At 67.6% G+C, this 18,901-nt stretch carries 17 protein-coding genes and 1 other RNA gene; 10 read left to right on the plus strand and 8 right to left on the minus strand.

Annotation, left to right across the window (positions count from 1 at the left end; translation table 11 throughout):
- Window positions 1-10: 10 nt before the first annotated feature.
- From MBR110_RS08850 to trxA, 8 genes are all read right to left on the minus strand, one after another.
- Window positions 11-1,360, minus strand: a complete 1,350-nt coding sequence (locus MBR110_RS08850) for an MATE family efflux transporter (protein WP_045579052.1) — start codon at window positions 1,358-1,360, stop codon at window positions 11-13.
- A gap of 2 nt (window positions 1,361-1,362) precedes the next feature.
- A complete protein-coding gene (locus MBR110_RS08855; RefSeq protein ID WP_181708991.1) occupies window positions 1,363-3,120 on the minus strand; it encodes an ArnT family glycosyltransferase in 1,758 nt (585 codons plus the stop codon).
- Between the two features lie 229 nt (window positions 3,121-3,349).
- On the minus strand, window positions 3,350-3,613 hold the full coding sequence (locus MBR110_RS08860; protein ID WP_011884985.1) for a type B 50S ribosomal protein L31: 264 nt from the start codon (window positions 3,611-3,613) through the stop codon (window positions 3,350-3,352).
- Window positions 3,614-3,773: 160 nt separating this feature from the next.
- On the minus strand, window positions 3,774-4,604 hold the full coding sequence (locus MBR110_RS08865) for a zinc-dependent peptidase (protein WP_011884984.1): 831 nt from the start codon (window positions 4,602-4,604) through the stop codon (window positions 3,774-3,776).
- Between the two features lie 38 nt (window positions 4,605-4,642).
- A complete protein-coding gene (locus MBR110_RS08870) occupies window positions 4,643-6,199 on the minus strand; it encodes an MFS transporter (RefSeq protein ID WP_011884983.1) in 1,557 nt (518 codons plus the stop codon).
- Window positions 6,196-6,696 carry a MerR family transcriptional regulator gene (locus MBR110_RS08875; protein WP_014723110.1) on the minus strand — a complete coding sequence of 167 codons (501 nt, stop codon included), beginning with the start codon at window positions 6,694-6,696 and terminating at the stop codon, window positions 6,196-6,198. Before MBR110_RS08875 ends, MBR110_RS08870 begins: the two co-directional genes overlap by 4 nt.
- 130 nt (window positions 6,697-6,826) lie before the next feature.
- Window positions 6,827-8,089 carry a transcription termination factor Rho gene (gene rho, locus MBR110_RS08880; RefSeq protein ID WP_006478662.1) on the minus strand — a complete coding sequence of 421 codons (1,263 nt, stop codon included), beginning with the start codon at window positions 8,087-8,089 and terminating at the stop codon, window positions 6,827-6,829.
- Window positions 8,090-8,283: 194 nt separating this feature from the next.
- Window positions 8,284-8,610: a thioredoxin TrxA gene (gene trxA / locus MBR110_RS08885; RefSeq protein ID WP_006402348.1), complete on the minus strand. Its 327-nt coding sequence runs from the start codon at window positions 8,608-8,610 to the stop codon at window positions 8,284-8,286.
- 390 nt (window positions 8,611-9,000) lie between these two features.
- Between trxA and ffs the strand changes: the two genes are divergently transcribed.
- The 10 genes from ffs to MBR110_RS08935 all read left to right on the plus strand — a co-directional run bounded on the left by ffs (window position 9,001) and on the right by MBR110_RS08935 (window position 18,863).
- An RNA gene (gene ffs / locus MBR110_RS08890) (signal recognition particle sRNA small type) lies at window positions 9,001-9,099 on the plus strand.
- Between the two features lie 127 nt (window positions 9,100-9,226).
- Window positions 9,227-11,809 carry a DNA polymerase III subunit gamma/tau gene (locus MBR110_RS08895; RefSeq protein WP_059735606.1) on the plus strand — a complete coding sequence of 861 codons (2,583 nt, stop codon included), beginning with the start codon at window positions 9,227-9,229 and terminating at the stop codon, window positions 11,807-11,809.
- Between the two features lie 114 nt (window positions 11,810-11,923).
- Window positions 11,924-12,250, plus strand: coding sequence for a YbaB/EbfC family nucleoid-associated protein (locus MBR110_RS08900; RefSeq protein WP_006755698.1), 327 nt, complete (start codon window positions 11,924-11,926; stop codon window positions 12,248-12,250).
- 40 nt (window positions 12,251-12,290) lie between these two features.
- Entirely contained in the window at window positions 12,291-12,887 is a 597-nt protein-coding gene (gene recR, locus MBR110_RS08905; RefSeq protein ID WP_011884980.1) for a recombination mediator RecR, read from the plus strand.
- Window positions 12,888-12,935: 48 nt separating this feature from the next.
- Window positions 12,936-14,141, plus strand: a complete 1,206-nt coding sequence (locus MBR110_RS08910) for a CaiB/BaiF CoA transferase family protein (protein WP_011884979.1) — start codon at window positions 12,936-12,938, stop codon at window positions 14,139-14,141.
- Window positions 14,142-14,396: 255 nt separating this feature from the next.
- Window positions 14,397-15,158: a 5'/3'-nucleotidase SurE gene (gene surE, locus MBR110_RS08915; protein ID WP_011884978.1), complete on the plus strand. Its 762-nt coding sequence runs from the start codon at window positions 14,397-14,399 to the stop codon at window positions 15,156-15,158.
- A complete protein-coding gene (locus tag MBR110_RS08920; protein ID WP_181708992.1) occupies window positions 15,155-16,099 on the plus strand; it encodes a protein-L-isoaspartate(D-aspartate) O-methyltransferase in 945 nt (314 codons plus the stop codon). The genes surE and MBR110_RS08920 overlap by 4 nt, the downstream gene beginning before the upstream one ends.
- A 5-nt stretch (window positions 16,100-16,104) precedes the next feature.
- The gene (locus MBR110_RS08925) at window positions 16,105-16,986 is read left to right on the plus strand and encodes a peptidoglycan DD-metalloendopeptidase family protein (protein ID WP_011884976.1); all 882 of its coding nucleotides are present in this window, start codon (window positions 16,105-16,107) and stop codon (window positions 16,984-16,986) included.
- A gap of 11 nt (window positions 16,987-16,997) precedes the next feature.
- On the plus strand, window positions 16,998-18,083 hold the full coding sequence (gene rpoS / locus MBR110_RS08930) for an RNA polymerase sigma factor RpoS (RefSeq protein ID WP_011884975.1): 1,086 nt from the start codon (window positions 16,998-17,000) through the stop codon (window positions 18,081-18,083).
- 3 nt (window positions 18,084-18,086) lie between these two features.
- A complete protein-coding gene (locus MBR110_RS08935) occupies window positions 18,087-18,863 on the plus strand; it encodes a 3'-5' exonuclease (protein WP_011884974.1) in 777 nt (258 codons plus the stop codon).
- The last annotated feature ends 38 nt before the right edge of the window (window positions 18,864-18,901 follow it).

Here is an 18,901-nt window from a genome sequence, read left to right on the forward strand (position 1 = left end):
CAGCCGCGCGTCAGGCGCCAGCCTGCGCGCGGCTCACGCGGCGCAGATAGACCGCGAGGCCGGCGCCGGCGAGCATCAGGCTGAGCGTGTTCGCGAACCAGAAGCCGCGCGCACCGGTCAGCCAGGCCGGCGTGATGCCGCCCACGTTGAAGCCGAGCAGATAGCCGCCGCCGAGCCCGACGCCCCACAGCGCGATCGCGTAGATCACGGTCGGCACGACCGCGACCTTGTACGCGCGCAGCACGAACGCGGAGGTGACCTGCAGCGCGTCGAAGAAGTGGTAGCAGGTGACGATCGCGACGAGCGGCAGCGCCGCGGCGGCGACGGCCGGATCGGGCGTGTACGCGCCGACGATCAGCGGACGCAGCACGAACACCAGCACGCCGTAGGTGGCCGCGACCGCGCACGCGAGCATCACGCTGTGGCGGCCGAGCAGGCGCGCCTCGTCGTGGCGGCCGGCGCCGAGCGCACGCGCGACCAGCGTCGACGCGGCGACGCCGATCGACAGCGGCGTCATGTACAGCACGCCGCCGATATTGCCGGCGATCTGGTGGCCGGCGAGGGAGGTCGTGCCGAACTGCGCGATGAAGAGCGCCATGCAGGTGTACGACGTGACCTCGATCAGGTACGACAGCCCCATCGGCACGCCGAGCTGCAGGATCGCCTTCTGGCGTGCCCACACGGGCCAGCAAAAGCGCGAGAAGATCGCGAGCGGCGCGAACACGTCGAGCTTCGCGAGCAGCGTGAAGCCGATCGCCGCGAGCGCCCAGTTGATCAGCGTGCTCGCGAGCCCGCAGCCGGGGCCGCCGAGCGCGGGCACGCCGAAGCCGCCGAACACGAACCACACGTTGAGCGGAAACTTCAGCAGCAGCGCGCCGATCTGCAGGATCATCGCGAGGCGCGGCTTGCCGGCCGCGTTGGTGAGCGCGTTGTAGATGCGGAACACGAGGCTCGCCGGCAGGCCGTACGACAGGATGCGCAGGTATTCGACCGTGCGGTCGTGCAGCGTGGGCGGCGCGTGCGCCGCTTGCAGCAGCGCGTCGGGAAAGTGCAGCAGCAGGAAGCCGGGCACCGCGAGCAGCAGCGCGAGCCACAGCGCCTGCCGGACTTCCTCGCCGATCTCGGCATAGCGCCGTGCGCCGTACAGCTGCCCGGTGATCGGCTGCAGCGCCGACAGGATCCCGGTGAGCCCGATGTAGACCGACACGTAGATCGACGAGCCGAGTCCGAGCGCGGCGAGATCGGTGGCCGAATAGCGGCCGACCATCGCGGTGTCGATCACGCTGAACGCGATGATCGCGAGCTGGCCGACCAACACCGGCCATGCGAGGCCGACGATCCGGCGGATGTCGGCGAGCATCGTCACTCGACCGCGCGATGGCGCGGGCCACGGCGCTTGACGGGCGTCTTCGGCCGCTCGATGCGCTCGTAGAGCCGGAAGCGCTCGTCGCGGTCGGCGACGCGGCGGCCTTCCCACACGAGACGCCAGACGTATTGCGACATCGCGCTCGGCTCGCCGAAGTCCGCGCGGTCCTGGCGCAGGATCACGTCGCATTCGCCGGAGAATTCGAAGTGCATGTCGCCGAAATAGGCGAACGTCGCGAGCTGCGCGTCGCCGAGCCGCACGGGCGAGATGCATTCATAGTCTTTCGGCAGGTGCGACGCGATCTGTCGCGCGACATCGCTGTAGGTGCGGCCATAGTTGACGATCGGCAGCCACAGCGTCATCAGCAGCACCCACATCAGCGTGGTGCCGGCGCCCGACAGCACGACGCTGCGCCACAGCACCTTCGGCTGACGCGACACGCGCCAGCGCGCGAGCACGAACCAGCACACGGTGACCACCACCGCGCAGATGAACGACAGGATCTTGAAATGCGGCTCGTAGCCCGGCACGAGGCGCGCGAGGTTGCGCGCGAGCGGGTGCGGGAAGCCGGTCAGCGACGCCAGCCACACGAGCCAGACGAACGTGCCGAGGATGGTGAAGCTCAATACCGCGAACCAGTCGAACGCGTTGATCGCGCCGCGCTTGAGCGTCGGCAGCGCGAAGGTCGCGAGCACCGCGAGCGGCGGCAGCAGCAGCATGTACATCCGGTTCGACTGCTGGCTCTGCAGGATCACGAGCGCGACCAGCGGCACCACCACCGACAGCGGAATCGCGATATGCGCGCGGCGGCGCATGCCGGCCCAGCTCCACCAGGCCCAGATCGCGAGCGGCCACGCCGGCCACGTGAACAGCGGCAGGTTCTTCGCCGCGTAGCCGAGCACCGCGGTCGGCGGGCCCGAAAAGCGCATCAGGCTGCCATGGATCCACTGGTTGAAGAACCACGCGGCGTCGTCGGGCGTCGCGTTGAAGGCAGCGAGCGGCCACAGCGCGAAGATCGCGGCCGCGAGCGGGACGCCGACCAGCGGCAGGCGCAGGTTGCGCATCTCCGGCGTGACGAGCCACAGCACGGCCGTGCCGGCCAGCAACGCGGCCACCAGCACGGGATTGCCCGACAGGGCGACCAGCCCGACCGCGGCGCCCCACCACAGCGCGCCTTGCATCGGCTTGTCGATGCCGCGCACGATGCCGTACACGAACATCGCGATCCACGCGAACTGCGCGAGCTGCGGCGTGGTTTCATGGCCGCGCTCGGCGAGGCCGAAGCAGGCGACGAGAATCAGCAGCGCGCCGTCGGCGAGCGTGCGGCCGTAGTCGCGCGGCTCCGGCTCGCCGCCGAATGCGTACTTGAACGGTTGTACCTCGGGGCGTCGGCCGAGCAGGTAGGCCGCGTACCAGACGAACGCGCAGGCGATGCAGAACAGCACGCCCGTATCGACGCGCGACGCGTTGCTCGCGTCGACCCACGGCGCGAGCGCGCGGATCGACAGCGCGCCGAGCCAGTAGCCGAGCGGCCCGTCGGTCGTGATGAACTTGCCGACCAGATTGGGTAGCAGCCAGTCGTGCCAGCCGCCGGTCGCCATCGTCCACATCACGCCGAAGCCCGCGGCGTCCTCGTTCTTCCACGGGTCGCGGCCGAACAGGCCAAACGCCGCATAGACGAGGCACAGCGTGAGCAGCAGCCAGCGCGGCAGCGCGCGCGTGGCGGAGGCGGTGAGACGAACGACAGGCTTCATGCAGATCAGCGATTTGATTTGTTATGGGCAGGCGGCCGGCACGATCGTGCGCGGGCGGGCCGGATTCGAGCATCCGGCATTGTAGACGCGACGGCCGGTGCGCGTCAGACGATTGCCGCGCTGGGTGCCGGCGCGTGTGCTGTCCCGGCGAGCGGCGACAAAAAAGGGCAGCCTGGGCTGCCCTTTTGTGCGGTACCGGTGCGTTGCAACCACCGGATCGGTGCGAAGCTTACTTCGCGACCTTGCCGCTGGCGCGTGCGCCGAACTTGTTCTTGAACTTCTCGACACGACCTGCCGTGTCCATGATCTTCTGCTGGCCGGTGTAGAACGAGTGCGATTCCGACGACACTTCGATCTTGGCGAGCGGGTAGGTCTTGCCTTCGTGGTCGATGGTTTCACGCGTCTGGATCGTCGAGCGCGTGATGAACTTGAAGCCGTTCGACATGTCTTGGAAGACGACTTCGCGGTAGTCCGGGTGAATGCCAGGTTTCATGATGTTCCTTGGTGAGAGCGGTAGCCAACCCGCCGCTTGCCGTACCGGACCGCACGCATTCGTGCGATTCGGCCGCCGTCAAGCCCGGCGCGAGCCACTTGCCTAAGGTCGAAAAACGGCGATTATGCCAGAAAATCAGACGGTTGACGATTAATTTTCATCATGCGTCGAGCGCGCCCGTGCCGGCCGGATCCTGCCGATAGTAGCGGGCGAGCAGCCGGTACAGCTCCGGAAATTCGGACTCGAACGCCTGCGGCCGCACGAACAGCGCCTCGCTGCACACCGCGAAGAATTCCGACGGGTGATCGGCCGCATACGGATCGATCAGCGAGTCGCGCTCGAAGCGCGCCCACGCGCGCTCCGGCACCGCATCGACGCGCGCGCAGAACTGGTCGTAGGCGTGCTCGAACACGTCGGCCCACGCCTGCGCATCGAGGTGCGGCGCGTGCCAGCGGCGAAACAGCGGCGGGTAGCCGTCGGCCGCGCCCGTCAGCATGTCGATCTTGTGCGCGAATTCGTGGATCACCACGTTGTACGCGTCGCGGCCGTCGGTCATCTGCGCGTCTTCCCACGACAGGATCACCGGGCCGCCTTCCCAGGCCTCGCCGCTCGCGTCCTGCTCGACCTCGTGCACCACGCCGTTCTCGTCCTCCACCGTCTTGCGGATCACGAATTCGCCCGGATACACGACGATGCCGACCCAGCCGTCGTACAGCGACAAGTCGAGATTCAGCACCGGCAGGCAGGCCTGCGCCGCGATCGCGACGATCATCCGGTCGGTCAGCTCGAGCCCGTGCGCGGTCGAAAACGACTTGCGCGCGATGAACAGGCTCGTCAGCTCGCGCAGCCGGCGCTGGTCGTCCGGCGCAAGCGCGCCGAGGAAGGGCAGGCGCGCGACCGTGTCGTCCCACAGCGCATCGGGGATCGGGTGGCTGCGCAGCGCGCGATCGCGGCGGCGGTCGTCGAACCAGCGGGTCAGTTTCGAGAGCATGGAGGCGGCGCGGGAAAATCCAAAGCCTGTCTTTTAACTCAATCGATCTCTTTTTGCCATGCCGCGAACAGGCCGCCGACGAGCGCGACGCCCGCGAGGTAATAGAAACCGTCGAGCGACGCGAGGAACGACGCCTGTTGCGCGACCATCCGCGCGATCGATGCGATCGCGAGCGCGTGCGCGTCGCTGAGCGCGTGGCCGGCGGCCGCGTAGCCGCGCGTGAGCGTGTCGACGCTCTGCTGGAACAGCGGGTCGAACACGTTCGCGCGCTCGACGAGCCGCGTCTGGTGCACGGCCAGCCGGTGCTGCTCGACGATGATCACCGACGACGTCGCGAACGAGATCGTCAACTGGCGCACGATGTTCTTCAGCCGGTAGCCGTGCGTGTACTCGTCGATCGCGAAGATCCGGAACGTCAGGTTCGCGACCGGCAGCACGATGAACAGCAGCAGCAATCCGCGCAGCAGCAGCGGGACGACCAGCGCGGCGTCGCCGACCTGCGGCGTCATCCGGGTCATCCACAGCGCGGCGACGATCGCGATCGCGAACCCCGGCACCACGAACCATTTCTTGTGCGTGACGCGCTTCGCATGCCGCAGGTACGCGAACAGCGCGGTGGCCGAGATCAGCGACATCGTGCCGACCAGCCGCCCGGCGTTCTCGACCGGATAGCCGAGCCCGCGTTCGAGCAGCCGGGAGGTCAGGTAGCTGAAGCCGGTCGACTCGTAGTAATAGAACATGTACAGCAGGAGCCCGACCTGGAACGTGCGCTCGCGCAGCGCATGCAGCCGCACGAGCGGCGCCGGATGGTGCCACTGGTGATACGCGAACCATGCGAGCGCGCCGATGCCCGCGAAGGTCAGCAGCATCAGCATCGGCGAGCCGCTGTAGAGCTGGTAATGCACCTGCTGCAACACGATCTGCAATGCGCCTTGCGCCAGCGCGAACACGACGTAGGGCCAGAAATGCCCGGGGCCGCGCTCGTCGTCGAGCGTCCTGCCCGAGTCGGGCAGCGTGACGAACGCGAGCGCCGCGAACGCGATGCCGAACGGCGCCGTGCAGGCGAACAGCGCGCGCCACGTCGAATGCGCGACGAGCAGCCCGCCGACGATCGGCGCAAGCGCGCTGCCCAGCAGGATCATGATCAGGAACGCGCGCGTGGCGGGCGCGCGCTCCTGCGGCTTGAAGCTGCTCTGGATAAGGATCCGGCACGCGCCCATCATCGGGCCGATGAAATAGCCCTGGAAGCCGCGCGCGAACGCGAGCTCGAGCGACGTGTCGGCGAGCGCGGCGGCGATGGCACCCAGCGAGAACATCAGCATGCTGCCCGCCACGTAGCGGCGATGCCCGAGCCGGTCGACCCACCATTGCTGCTGCAGAATGCCGAGCACGGCCGTCACCGCATACGCGCTCGACGACCACACGAGTTCGTCCGGCGACGCATTGATGCCGCCGGCGATGTAGCTCGCGAAGAACGAGAACGCCGCGTTGTCGAAGTAGTCGATGCCGGTGACGAGCGCGAGCGCCCACGGGAGCAGGTCCGCGCGCAGGTTCGCGCGGCTCCACAGCGGCGAGCGACCGGGCGCGACGTTCATTCGCGGTCCTTGCGCGCGCGTCGCGCGCCGGCTTCGGCGCGCCGCTGCGCCATCAGCGCATCGGGGTTTTCGCCGGCCAGGCGTCGTTCGATGTAGTCGAGGTCGTGCTGCAACTCCTTGCGCAGCGCGACGGCTTCCTTCAGCTCGCGCTGCACGGCCGCGATCCGCTGGTCGAGCGTGCCGATCTGCGCGGCGAGCCCGGTGCGAATGTCGCGCAACGAGGCGTCCGAATAGCGGCGCCGGCCATCGTCCGTCTGCTCCAGCGGGCGCTTCAACATCTCGGTGATGCCGTGCAGCGAGAAGCCGAGCGCGCGCAGCCGCAGGATGCGCGCGAAGCGTTCGAGCGCGGCTTCGTCGTACAGCCGGTAGCGGCCGCCGCTGCGCGACGGCGTGACGAGCCCGCGTTCCTCGTAGTACTTCAGCGTGCGCGGCGTGACGCCGAGGCGCGCTGCGGCGTCGCTGACGGTCAGCAGTGGCGTGGGGGCTTCGTTCGACATCGGATGTTCGGGCTTGAGTGGAGACGATGGTTCGTATTATAGATAAACCTGTACGTTCACGTATAGGTTGGCGCGAAAAAACGGCCGCCGTGCGAGATGCAGGGCGGCCGTTCGGCGCGGGGGCGGGCGGTCAGCCGCCGCGGCGCATCAGGTCGAAGAACTCGGAATTGCTCTTCGTCTGGCGGATCTTGTCGAGCAGGAATTCCATTGCCTCGACTTCGTCCATGTCGTGGATGAACTTGCGCAGCACCCAGATCTTTTGCAGGATTTCCGGCTTGATCAGCATTTCTTCGCGGCGCGTACCCGACTTGTTCAGGTTGATCGACGGATAGACGCGCTTTTCGGCGAGACGGCGCTCGAGGTGCACTTCCATGTTGCCGGTGCCCTTGAATTCTTCGTAGATCACGTCGTCCATGCGGCTGCCGGTTTCGATCAGCGCGGTGCCGATGATGGTCAGCGAACCGCCTTCCTCGATGTTGCGCGCCGCGCCGAAGAAGCGCTTCGGACGCTGCAGTGCGTTCGCGTCGACACCGCCGGTGAGCACCTTGCCCGATGCCGGGATCACGGTGTTGTATGCGCGCGCGAGACGCGTGATCGAGTCGAGCAGAATCACGACGTCGTGCTTCATTTCGACGAGGCGCTTGGCCTTCTCGATCACCATTTCGGCAACCTGAACGTGACGCGTGGCCGGTTCGTCGAACGTCGATGCGATCACTTCGCCGGCGACCGAGCGCTGCATTTCGGTCACTTCTTCCGGGCGTTCGTCGATCAGCAGCACGAACAGGATGACGTCGGGGTGGTTCTGCTTGATCGCGTGTGCGATGTGCTGGAGCATCACGGTCTTGCCCGACTTCGGCGATGCGACCAGCAGGCCGCGCTGGCCCTTGCCGATCGGCGCGATCATGTCGATGATGCGGCCCGTGACGTTCTCTTCGCCGCGCATTTCACGCTCGAGCGACAGCGGCTTGTTCGGGTGCAGCGGCGTGAGGTTCTCGAACATGATCTTGTGTTTCGAGGCCTCGGGCGGCTGCCCGTTGACTTTGTCGACCTTCACCAGCGCGAAGTAGCGCTCGCCGTCTTTCGGCGTGCGGACTTCACCTTCGATGGTGTCGCCGGTATGCAGGTTGAAGCGGCGGATCTGCGACGGGCTGATATAGATGTCGTCGGTGCTCGCGAGGTACGACATTTCCGGCGAACGCAGGAAGCCGAAGCCGTCGGGCAGCACTTCGAGCGTACCGTCGCCGAAGATCGTCTCTCCCGTCTTGGCGCGCTTTTTGAGAATGGCGAACATCAACTCCTGCTTGCGCAGGCGGTTCGCGTTTTCGATCTCCAGGCCATTGGCCATTTCGATCAGTTCGGACACGTGCAGAGACTTGAGCTCGGATAAATGCATACGGAGAACCCGCCAGGGAGGAGATGCGACGAAAAGAAATAAGGGAGGAGGGCGAGCGGAGGCGCTCTGAGACTTAATGCGTCTTGTAGACGTTTTTTGATTCTAGCATATGCCGATTCGCGCTTGAGCGGCCGATCGGCGGTGTGACGGCGGGCGTGTTGTCGGTTGACAACACGCCCGCGGACTTGCCGGTATTACAGGTGGCTGTCCAGGAATGCGGTGAGCTGCGACTTCGACAGCGCGCCGACCTTCTGCGCGGCGGCCGCGCCGTTCTTGAACAGGATCAGCGTCGGGATGCCGCGCACGCCGAACTTCGCGGGCGTTGCCTGGTTGTCGTCGACGTTGATCTTCGCGATCTGCAGCTTGTCGCCGTAATCCTTCGCGACTTCGTCGAGGATCGGGGCGATCATCTTGCACGGGCCGCACCATTCGGCCCAGAAGTCGACCAGCACGGGCTTGTCGGATTTGACGACGTCCTGTTCGAACGATGCGTCGCTGATGTGTTTGATCTGTTCGCTCATTGGGTCAATACCTCTTTCGGTTCGGGGACTGCCTGCTCGGCGCGTTGGGCGCTCCGGCCGCCTCGCGGCTGCCGGCCGCTGCGGCAGGTCACTCGGCTCTCCCGAAGGAAGGGCTTAAGCGCTGCATGGCGCGGCTCGCGGGTCGTTCGGGCGTCATATTAGCCTAAATTGCTATCTGCTGCGGGCAGCGATAGTAGCCGCTACGCGAGTAGGGGTACGACGCGCCGTTCGACCGTTGCTCAGCCAACGTGGAGGCCGGTTGGCGAATTGCAAGAGCAGTGCGGAGGCGGCCGCAATTCACGCCGTTCGCATGTGTGCCATTGCGCGCCCGAATGCATTGTCGCGAACAAACGGTCGCATTCGGCCGGAAGCGGTGATAGAATATGCCGTGACGGGCCTCCTCGCATGGTGGGGCGGTGAACCTGGTCAGGTCGGGAACGAAGCAGCCACAATCGTTTTCCGCCAGTGCCGAGGGTCGGGCTCGTCACCTTTCCTCTCGCCCCGTTCGTCGGGCGTTTTTGTTTCTGCGGCAATCTCCGTTTTTCTCCACGTGTTTCCCGTCGTCGGTACCGTTTGGCGTGTCGGCGCGACGCGGCGTTACTGATACAATTTCCCGATGACCTATCAAGTTCTCGCACGCAAGTGGCGTCCGAAGGATTTCGCTTCGCTCGTCGGCCAGGAGCACGTCGTCAGGGCGCTCACGCACGCGCTCGACGGCGGGCGTCTCCATCACGCCTATCTGTTTACCGGGACCCGCGGCGTCGGCAAGACCACGCTGTCGCGGATCTTCGCGAAGGCGCTCAACTGTGAAACCGGCGTCACGTCGCAGCCGTGCGGCGTGTGCCGCGCGTGCCGCGAGATCGACGAAGGCCGCTTCGTCGACTACGTCGAGATGGACGCCGCGAGCAACCGCGGCGTCGACGAAATGGCCGCGCTGCTCGAGCGCGCGGTGTACGCGCCGGTCGATGCGCGCTTCAAGGTCTACATGATCGACGAAGTGCACATGCTGACGAATCACGCGTTCAACGCGATGCTCAAGACGCTCGAGGAGCCGCCGCCGCACGTCAAGTTCATTCTCGCGACGACCGATCCGCAGAAGATTCCCGTCACCGTGCTGTCGCGCTGCCTGCAGTTCAATCTGAAGCAGATGCCGGCCGGCCGCATCGTGTCGCACCTCGAGCGGATTCTCGGCGAAGAGCAGATTTCGTTCGAGCAACAGGCGCTACGCCTGCTTGCGCGCGCGGCGCAGGGCAGCATGCGCGATGCGCTGTCGCTGACCGACCAGGCGATCGCGTATTCGGCGAACGAAGTGACCGAATCGGCGGTGTCGGGCATGCTCGGCGCGCTCGATCAGACCTACATGGTGCGTCTGCTCGACGCGCTCGCGGCCGGTGACGGCCCCGAAATCCTCGCGATCGCCGACGAGATGTCGCTGCGCAGCCTGTCCTTTTCGACGGCGCTGCAGGATCTCGCGAGCCTGCTGCATCGGATTGCATGGGCGCAGTTCGCGCCGGGCTCGGTGCTCGACGAATGGCCGGAGGCGGCCGACCTGCGCCGGTTCGCGCAGACGCTGAGCCCCGAGAAGGTTCAGCTGTTCTATCAGATCGCAACGGTCGGGCGCGCGGAGCTCGGCTTGGCGCCCGACGAATATGCGGGCTTCACGATGACGCTGCTGCGGATGCTCGCGTTCGAGCCGGCTGTCGGCTCGGGCAGCGCGCCCGGTGGTGAGCCCGCCGTGCCGCGTGGGGTGCCGGCGGCTGCGCCGCGCGCGGCCGCTGCTGCTGCCGCTGCGACGCCGCGTGCTGCGGTATCGGGCGGGGCAGGCGAAGCGGCGCGTCCGCAGGCCGCCGCGCCGGTTGTGCCTGCGGCGCGTTCGGCGTCGGCTCAATCCACCGCGCCGGCCAAATCTTCGGCACCGAATCAATCTTCGGCGCCGAGCCAATCTTCGGGATCGGACCAATCCACGGCATCGGACCAATCCACGGCATCGAACCGATCCGCGGCATCGGCACAATCCGCGGCACCGGCCCAATCCGTGACACCGGACCAATCCACGGCACCGGCACAATCGGCGGCGCCGACCCAATCACAGGCGCCGGCCGAAACCCCGGCACCGGCCCAATCCGCCGACGCAGCCGCTACGCCCGCCGCGAACCCTGCTGCTGCGCAAGCACCGGTAGTGGCGACGCCCGAAGCACCGGTCGCTGCTTCCGCTCAAGCCGCGTCGGCAGCGCGCGCCGCACCGGCAAACGATGCACGTCCGTCGGCGCCGTCAGAGCCTGACGCGCCCGCTGTCGCATCGCGCAGCGCCGCCCCCGCACCGTCCACCGCGCCGGCCGAGCCTGCGCCGGCCGAGTCGGTACCGCGTGCCTCCGCCCGCGGCGGCGCGGCCGCCGCGCTCGACGTGTTGCGCAACGCGGGCATGCGCGTGTCGTCCGAACGCTCGCGGCCCGGCGCCGCGCCGAAGGCAGCCGCCGCACAACCGGCGGCCGAAAAGCCCGCGCCGTCGCGTCCGGCCGTCGTGGTGCCCACTCCACGTGCCGCCGCCCGCGCGCCGCAGCCTGCCGATGCGCGCCAGGCGCCGCCGCCGTGGGAAGACATTCCGCCCGACGAATACGTGCCGCTGAGCGCCGACGAGATGTTCGGCGCCGCGGCCGACGACGGCTTCGTGCCGGTATTCGACAGCGGCCCGGACGACCTGCGCATCGCGCCGAAGCCGGCGGAAGCGCGGCCGTCGGCGCCGGTCGACGCGCGCCCGCTGCCGCCCGCGATCGCGCTCGATGCGATCGGCTTCGACGGCGAATGGCCGGCGCTTGCCGCACGGCTGCCGCTGAAGGGCGTCGCGTATCAGCTCGCGTTCAACAGCGAGCTGACGGCCGTCGATGCGACCACGTTGAAGTTGTCGGTGCCGGTGCCGCAGTATGCGGACGCTGCCCAGGTCACGAAGCTGAAGGCCGCGCTCGCCGATGCGCTCGGCAAGCCCGTGGAGGTTCTGGTCGAGGTCGGTCCGGCACGGCGCACCGCGGCGGCGCTCGATGCGGCCGCGCGCGCGGCGCGCCAGCGCGAGGCCGAGCAGGAGATCCACGGCGATCCGTTCGTCCAGCAGCTGATGCGCGAGTTCGGCGCGCGTATCGTCGACGGCTCGGTGCGCCCGCTTGCGGATGCTGCGCCGGACGGCGCGTCGCCGACCTTGCATTGAACTGCATTGAACCGCATTGAACGATAGGCACCGCGACAGGCACAATCACGCCCGCACGCATTGACCGGCACGCGCCGCGTGCCGGTTTTCACACGATCAAGAAGGAGTATTCCCATGTTGAAAGGCAACCTCGCCGGACTGATGAAGCAAGCGCAGCAAATGCAGGAAAACATGAAGAAGATGCAGGAGCAGCTTGCGCAGATCGAAGTCGAAGGGCAGTCGGGCGCCGGCCTCGTCAAGGTGACGATGACCTGCCGCAACGAAGTGCGTCGCGTCGCGATCGATCCGAGCCTGCTCGCGGACGACAAGGACATGCTCGAGGATCTGGTCGCCGCCGCGTTCAACGATGCGGTGCGCAAGGCCGAAGCGACGTCGCAGGAAAAGATGAGCGGCATGACGTCGGGCCTGCCGCTGCCCCCGGGCTTCAAGCTGCCGTTCTGAGCGCAGCGTCCATTCAGCCCGCTCAGCTCTCTGCCGCCGCATGAAACAGCCGTCCGCCCTGTCCTCGCTCGTCGAAGCGCTGCGCGCGCTGCCCGGCGTCGGGCCGAAGTCCGCGCAGCGCATCGCGTATCACCTGATGCAGCACGATCGGGAGGGCGCCGAGCGGCTCGGCCGGTCGCTGCTGTTCGCGACCGAGCACCTGCAGCACTGCGAGAAGTGCAACACGTTCACCGAGGCGCAGATCTGCGAGGTGTGCAGCGACGACGAGCGTGATCCGACGCTGCTGTGCGTCGTCGAGACGCCTGCCGACCAGATCATGCTCGAGCAGACGATGACGTACCGCGGGCTGTACTTCGTACTGATGGGGCGACTGAGCCCGCTCGACGGGATCGGCCCGAAAGAAATCCACTTCGACCGCCTCGTGCGGCGCGCGTCCGACGGCGTCGTCAAGGAGGTCGTGCTCGCGACCAACTTCACGAACGAAGGCGAAGCGACCGCCCATTACCTCGGCCAGACGCTGAAGGCGCGCGGGCTCGCGGTCACGCGCCTCGCACGCGGCGTGCCGGTGGGCGGCGAGCTCGAATACGTCGACGCGGGCACCATCGCCCGCGCGATGCTCGACCGCCGCACGATGTAGGCCGGACGCCGCCGCCCGGCGGCGTCGTTCCTCATGCCAGGGAGACACATGAGCACCACCCAGGGCCCGCTCGCGGGCGTCAAAGTGCTCGAATTCGGGACGCTGATCGCGGGGCCGTTCGCGTCGCGCCTCTTTGCCGAATTCGGCGCTGAAGTCATCAAGATCGAGGATCCGAACGGCGGCGATCCGCTGCGCAAGTGGCGCAAGCTGTACCCGGAACAGGGCGGCACGTCGCTGTGGTGGTCGGTCCAGGCGCGCAACAAGAAATCGGTCACGCTGAACCTGAAATCCGAGGCCGGCAACGCGATCGCGCGGCAGCTCGCGCGCGAGGCCGACATCGTGATCGAGAACTTCCGCCCCGGCCTGCTCGAGAAGCTGGGCCTCGGCTACGACGTGCTGTCGGCCGAGAACCGCGGCCTCGTGATGGTGCGCCTGTCCGGCTACGGGCAGACCGGCCCGTACCGCGACCGGCCCGGCTTCGGCGCGATCGCCGAGTCGATGGGCGGCTTGCGCCACATCACCGGCTATCCGGACATGCCGCCGCCGCGCATCGGTATCTCGATCGGCGACTCGATCGCGGCGCTGCACGGCGTGATCGGCGCAATGATGGCGCTTCACCATCGCAACGTGAACGGCGGCGCGGGGCAGGTCGTCGACGTCGCGCTGTACGAAGCGGTGTTCAACATGATGGAAAGCGTGGTGCCCGAGTACGGCGTATACGGCATGGTGCGCGAGCGCACCGGCGCGTCGCTGCCCGGCATCGTGCCGTCGAACACCTATGCGTGCCGCGACGGCAGCATCGTGATCGGCGGCAACAGCGATCCGATCTTCAAGCGGCTGATGAAGGCGATCGGGCGCGACGACCTCGCCGACGATCCCTCGCTCGCCAGCAACGACGGGCGCGTGCCGCGCACGCAGGAAATCGACGATGCGATCGCCGCGTGGCTCGCGCCGCGCACGATCGACGACGCGCTCGCCGTGCTCAATGCGGCGGACGTGCCGGCCGGGCGCATCTACAGCGCGGCCGACATGTTCACCGATCCGCAGTTCATCGCGCGGCAGATGATCCAGCGCTTCAAGCTGCCCGACGGCACCGAGATTCCGCTGCCGAACGTCACGCCGAAGCTGTCGGACACGCCGGGCGAGACGCGCTGGCTCGGTCCCGAACTGGGCGAGCATACGGACGAGGTGCTGCGCGGTCTCGGCTACGACGCGCAGGCGATCGCCGCGCTGCGCGAGGCGGGCGCGATCTGAGCGGCGCGTGAGCGTGGTTCGGGCCTCGGCCGCGCCGCTTGCGGACCGCGCGCGTTCGCAGCGCGCGGCCCGACCGGGAACGGTGACGGGAGTCCGCCGAGCGATGCACGAAACGTCCGGCGGATCGGCATTTTCCCGAGTGCGGCGAACGCCGCCGCGCGACGCGGCGGCGCACCGTAACGGCGCTGCCCGCGCCGGGCCGGTCGGCGCCGGACTGTCGCTCTCGCGCCATCTTTCCTCGGTTACAATCGCCGGATGCGAATCCTACTCAGCAACGACGACGGCTATCTCGCCCCCGGTCTCGCCGCGCTCAGCGACGCGCTGCAGCCGCTGGCCGACGTCACGGTCATCGCGCCCGAGCAGAATTGCAGCGGCGCATCGAATTCCCTGACGCTGTCGCGGCCGCTGTCGGTGCAGCGCGCAGCCAATACGGGTTTCTTCTACGTGAACGGCACGCCGACCGACTCGGTGCACGTCGCGTTGACCGGGATGGCCGACGCGCGGCCCGACCTCGTCGTCTCGGGGATCAACAACGGCCAGAACATGGGCGAAGACACGCTCTACTCGGGGACGGTCGCGGCCGCGACCGAAGGCATCATGTTCGGCGTGCCGGCCATCGCGTTCTCGCTGGCCGACAAGGGCTGGGCGCATCTGGCGGACGCGGCGCGCGTCGCCGCCGAAATCGTCGCGCACTATCTCGCGCACCCGCTGCCCGGGCAGCCGCTGCTGAACGTCAATATTCCGAACCTGCCGTACGACGCGCTGAAAGGCTGGCAGGTCACGCGCCTCGGCAAGCGCCACCCGTCGCAGCCTGTTATTCGCCAGACCGATCCGCGCGGCGAACCGGTCTACTGGATCGGCGCGGCCGGTGCGGCGCTCGACGCCAGCGAGGGCACCGATTTCCACGCGATTGCAAACGGTTTCGTATCGATCACGCCGCTGCAACTCGACCTCACGCACACCCAAATGCTGCCCGCGACGCGCGACTGGGCGCGCGCGGCAGGGCGGGCTTCATGAGCGGCGAGCGCGCGAAGCGGTTTCCGCTCGCGCTCGAAGATCTCAAGCGAGCGCCACGCAAATCCGACGGTCGGGCCGGCGAACGCCATGCGGCAATCGCGGCGCCGAAGGCCGCCGACAAGCCGGCCGCCGTGCCGAAGCCGGTCGCGCTGAAGCCCGGCGTCGCGCGCATGCCGCCCGGCACGGCCGCCGCGAAGCCGGCCACCGCGCTGAAGCCGACCGTGCCGAAGCCCGCGATGCCCAAGCCCGCGATGCCCAAGCCGATCGCCGCGAACGCCGCACCGGCCGGCGCGTTCGCGCTCACGTCGGAACGCGTGCGCGAGCGCATGGTCGAACGCCTGCGCGCGAACGGCGTGACCGATCCGCGCGTGCTGGACGCGATGGCGGCGGTGCCGCGCCATCTGTTCGTGGACGCGGGCCTCGCGACGCAGGCCTACGAAGATTCCGCGTTGCCGATCGGCCATCAGCAAACCATTTCCAAGCCGTCGGTGGTCGCGCGCATGATCGAGCTCGCGATGGCCGGCCGCACGCTCGAGCGCGTCCTCGAGATCGGCACCGGTTGCGGCTATCAGGCCGCCGTGCTGAGCCACGTGGCGCGCGACGTGTATTCGATTGAACGCATCAAGCCGCTCTACGAGCGCGCCAAGCTGAACCTGCGGCCGCTGCGCGTGCCGAACATCCGTCTGCACTACGGCGACGGGCGGGTCGGGCTGCCATCCGCAGCGCCGTTCGACGCGATCGTGATCGCGGCGGCCGGGCTCGACGTGCCGCAGGCGCTGCTCGAGCAGCTCGCGATCGGCGGCCGGCTCGTCGCGCCGGTCGGCGCGCAGAGCGGGCAGCCCCAGGTGCTCACGCTGATCGAGCGCGTCGCGCACGCGCAGTGGCGGGAGTCGCGGCTTGATCGCGTTTTCTTTGTCCCTTTAAAATCCGGAGTGATTTGAAACCGATGAGTATGTTGCGCGTGATGCAAAACAACCGAACCAGGGAACCGCTCACGTTCGCGCAGCGCGCGATCTGTGTGGCCGCGTTCTCCACGCTGCTGGCCGCCTGTGCGACGCGGCTCGACAACGCGCCCGTCGTCGACCGCTCCGGTTCGCTCGGCACGACCGCCGCCACGCAGCCGGCGGTGCCGCTCGGTCCGCCGCCGCCCGGCTTCTATCGCGTGAAACCCGGCGACACGCTGTACCGGATCGCGCTCGAGAACGGGCAGAACTATCGCGACATCGCCGCGTGGAACAACCTCGCGAACCCGAACCAGATCGAAGTCGACCAGTTGCTGCGCGTCGCCCCGCCGGGCGGCTCAGCGACGGCCGGCGCGCCGGTCGCCGCACCGATCGGCGGCGCGGCCGTGACGACCGCGCCGCTGAGCAGCGGCCCGGCGACGCCGGCAGCCGGTTCGTCGTCGGCGAGCACGCCGCCGTCGGCCCCGGCAGCCAGCGATGGCGCGGCAGCGCCGAGCGGTCCCGTCACGTTTGCGTGGCCGGTGCGCGGCCCGGTGCTGAACGGTTTCGACGACGCGAAGAACAAGGGCGTCAATATCGGCGGCACCGCGGGCGAGGCGGTAAAGGCGGCGGCCGACGGCCGCGTCGTCTACTCGGGCAACGGCCTGCGCGGCTACGGCAACCTCATTATCATCAAGCACGACGCGACTTACCTCACGGCGTATGCACACAATCGCGCTTTGATGGTAAAAGAGGGGGACGCGGTGACGAAGGGGCAGAAGATCGCCGAGATGGGTAACAGCGATGCCGACCGCGTGATGCTGCATTTCGAGGTTCGCCGGCAGGGCAAGCCTGTCGATCCGCTGAAGTATTTGCCGCCTCAATAACCGAGACGACCATGCCGAAATCGAAGCGCCACGAGCCGCAAGCCGAGTCTGAGAAGATCAGTCGTGCCACGCAAGCATCGGTGAAGCGAGCTGGCGCTTCGACGGACGACGAAGAAGACGTCGCGGAAACCGAAACCGGTCTCGACACGCGCGAGGCCGAAGCCGACGGCGACGACGAACGCGAAGGCCGCGCGGAAGCCGCCCCCGACGTCGACGATTTCCGCGCATTGCTGCAGGCCGAGCTCACGGCCGACACGATCCAGCACTACCTGAACCGTATCAGCGTCAAGCCGCTGCTGACCGTCGAGGAGGAGCAGCGCTATTCGCGTCTCGCGAAAGCGGGCGAATTCGACGCGCGGCAGGTGATGATCGAGCGCAACCTGCGTCTCGTCGTCAGCATCGCAAAGGGCTATCTGAACCGCGGCGTGCCGCTGCTCGACCTGATCGAGGAGGGCAATCTCGGTCTGATGCACGCGATCGAGAAATTCGACCCGACGCGCGGCTTTCGCTTCTCGACCTACGCGACATGGTGGATTCGCCAGAGCATCGAGCGAGCGATCATGAATCAGGCGCGTACCGTGCGCCTGCCTGTGCACGTGATCCGCGAGCTGAACCAGGTGCTGCGCGCGAAGCGCCACCTCGAAAAGAACTCGATGTCGACGGGCGACGCGGCCGAACGCCGCGAAGCCAGCATCGACGACATCGCCTACCTCACCGGCAAGACCGCCGAGGAAGTCACCGACATTCTCGCGCTGAACGAGCACACCGCGTCGCTCGACGCGCCGCTCGATCTCGATCCCGCGAGCAGCCTGCTCGATCTGCTGCCGGACGACCAGAGCCAGTCGCCCGATGCCGAAGTGCAGCACCGCGAGCTCGAGACGCTCACGCGCGCGTGGCTGTCGCGGCTGTCCGACAAGCACCGGCACGTGATCGAACGCCGCTTCGGGCTGAATCACATCGAACCGGCCACGCTCGAGGAACTGGCCGACGAGATGGGGCTCACGCGCGAGCGCGTGCGGCAGATCCAGCAGGAAGCGCTGGTGCGCCTGAAGCGGTTCTTTGCCTCCAACGGCGTGCGCAAGGACGCCGTTCTGTAATCGATGACTCCGATTCTCGTTTTTGACATCGAGACCATTCCCGATGTCGACGGCATTCGCCGTCTGGAAGACCTGCCCGCGACGCTCGACGATGCGGCGGTGGCCGAGCATGCGTTCGCCGCCCGCCGTGAGAAGACCGGCAGCGATTTCTTGCCGCATCACTTGCAGCGCATCGCGGCGATCTCCTGCGTGTTCCGCGACAACAACGGCTTTCGCGTGCGCTCGCTCGGCACGCCGCAGGACAACGAAGCCGCGCTGGTCCAGTCGTTCTACCGCGTGATCGAGAAATACACGCCGCAACTCGTGTCGTGGAACGGCGGCGGCTTCGATCTGCCGGTGTTGCACTACCGTGCGCTCGTGCACGGCATCCCGGCGACCCGCTATTGGGATCTCGGCGAGGACGACCGAGAGTTCAAGTGGAACAACTACATCTCGCGCTATCACTCGCGGCACACCGATCTGATGGATGTGCTCGCGATGTACCAGGCGCGCGCCAATGCGCCGCTCGACGCGCTGGCGAAGCTGTGCGGCTTTCCGGGCAAGCTCGGAATGGACGGCAGCCAGGTGTGGCCGGCATTTCGGGATGGCCGGATCGACGAGATCCGCAACTACTGCGAAACCGACGTCGTCAACACGTATCTGCTGTACTGCCGCTTCCAGCTGATGCGCGGCGGGCTCACGCCGAACGAATACGCGGATGAAATCCTGCTCGTGAAGAACGCGCTCGCGCAGGAACCCGCGGCGCACTGGGCCGAATACCTGGCCGGCTTCGACGCCTGAGCACGGGCCGCCGACCGCGCGGCCGCACCGCGTTCGCC

Source organism: Burkholderia sp. MBR-1, assembly GCF_013822785.1.
Taxonomy (GTDB): domain Bacteria; phylum Pseudomonadota; class Gammaproteobacteria; order Burkholderiales; family Burkholderiaceae; genus Burkholderia; species Burkholderia vietnamiensis.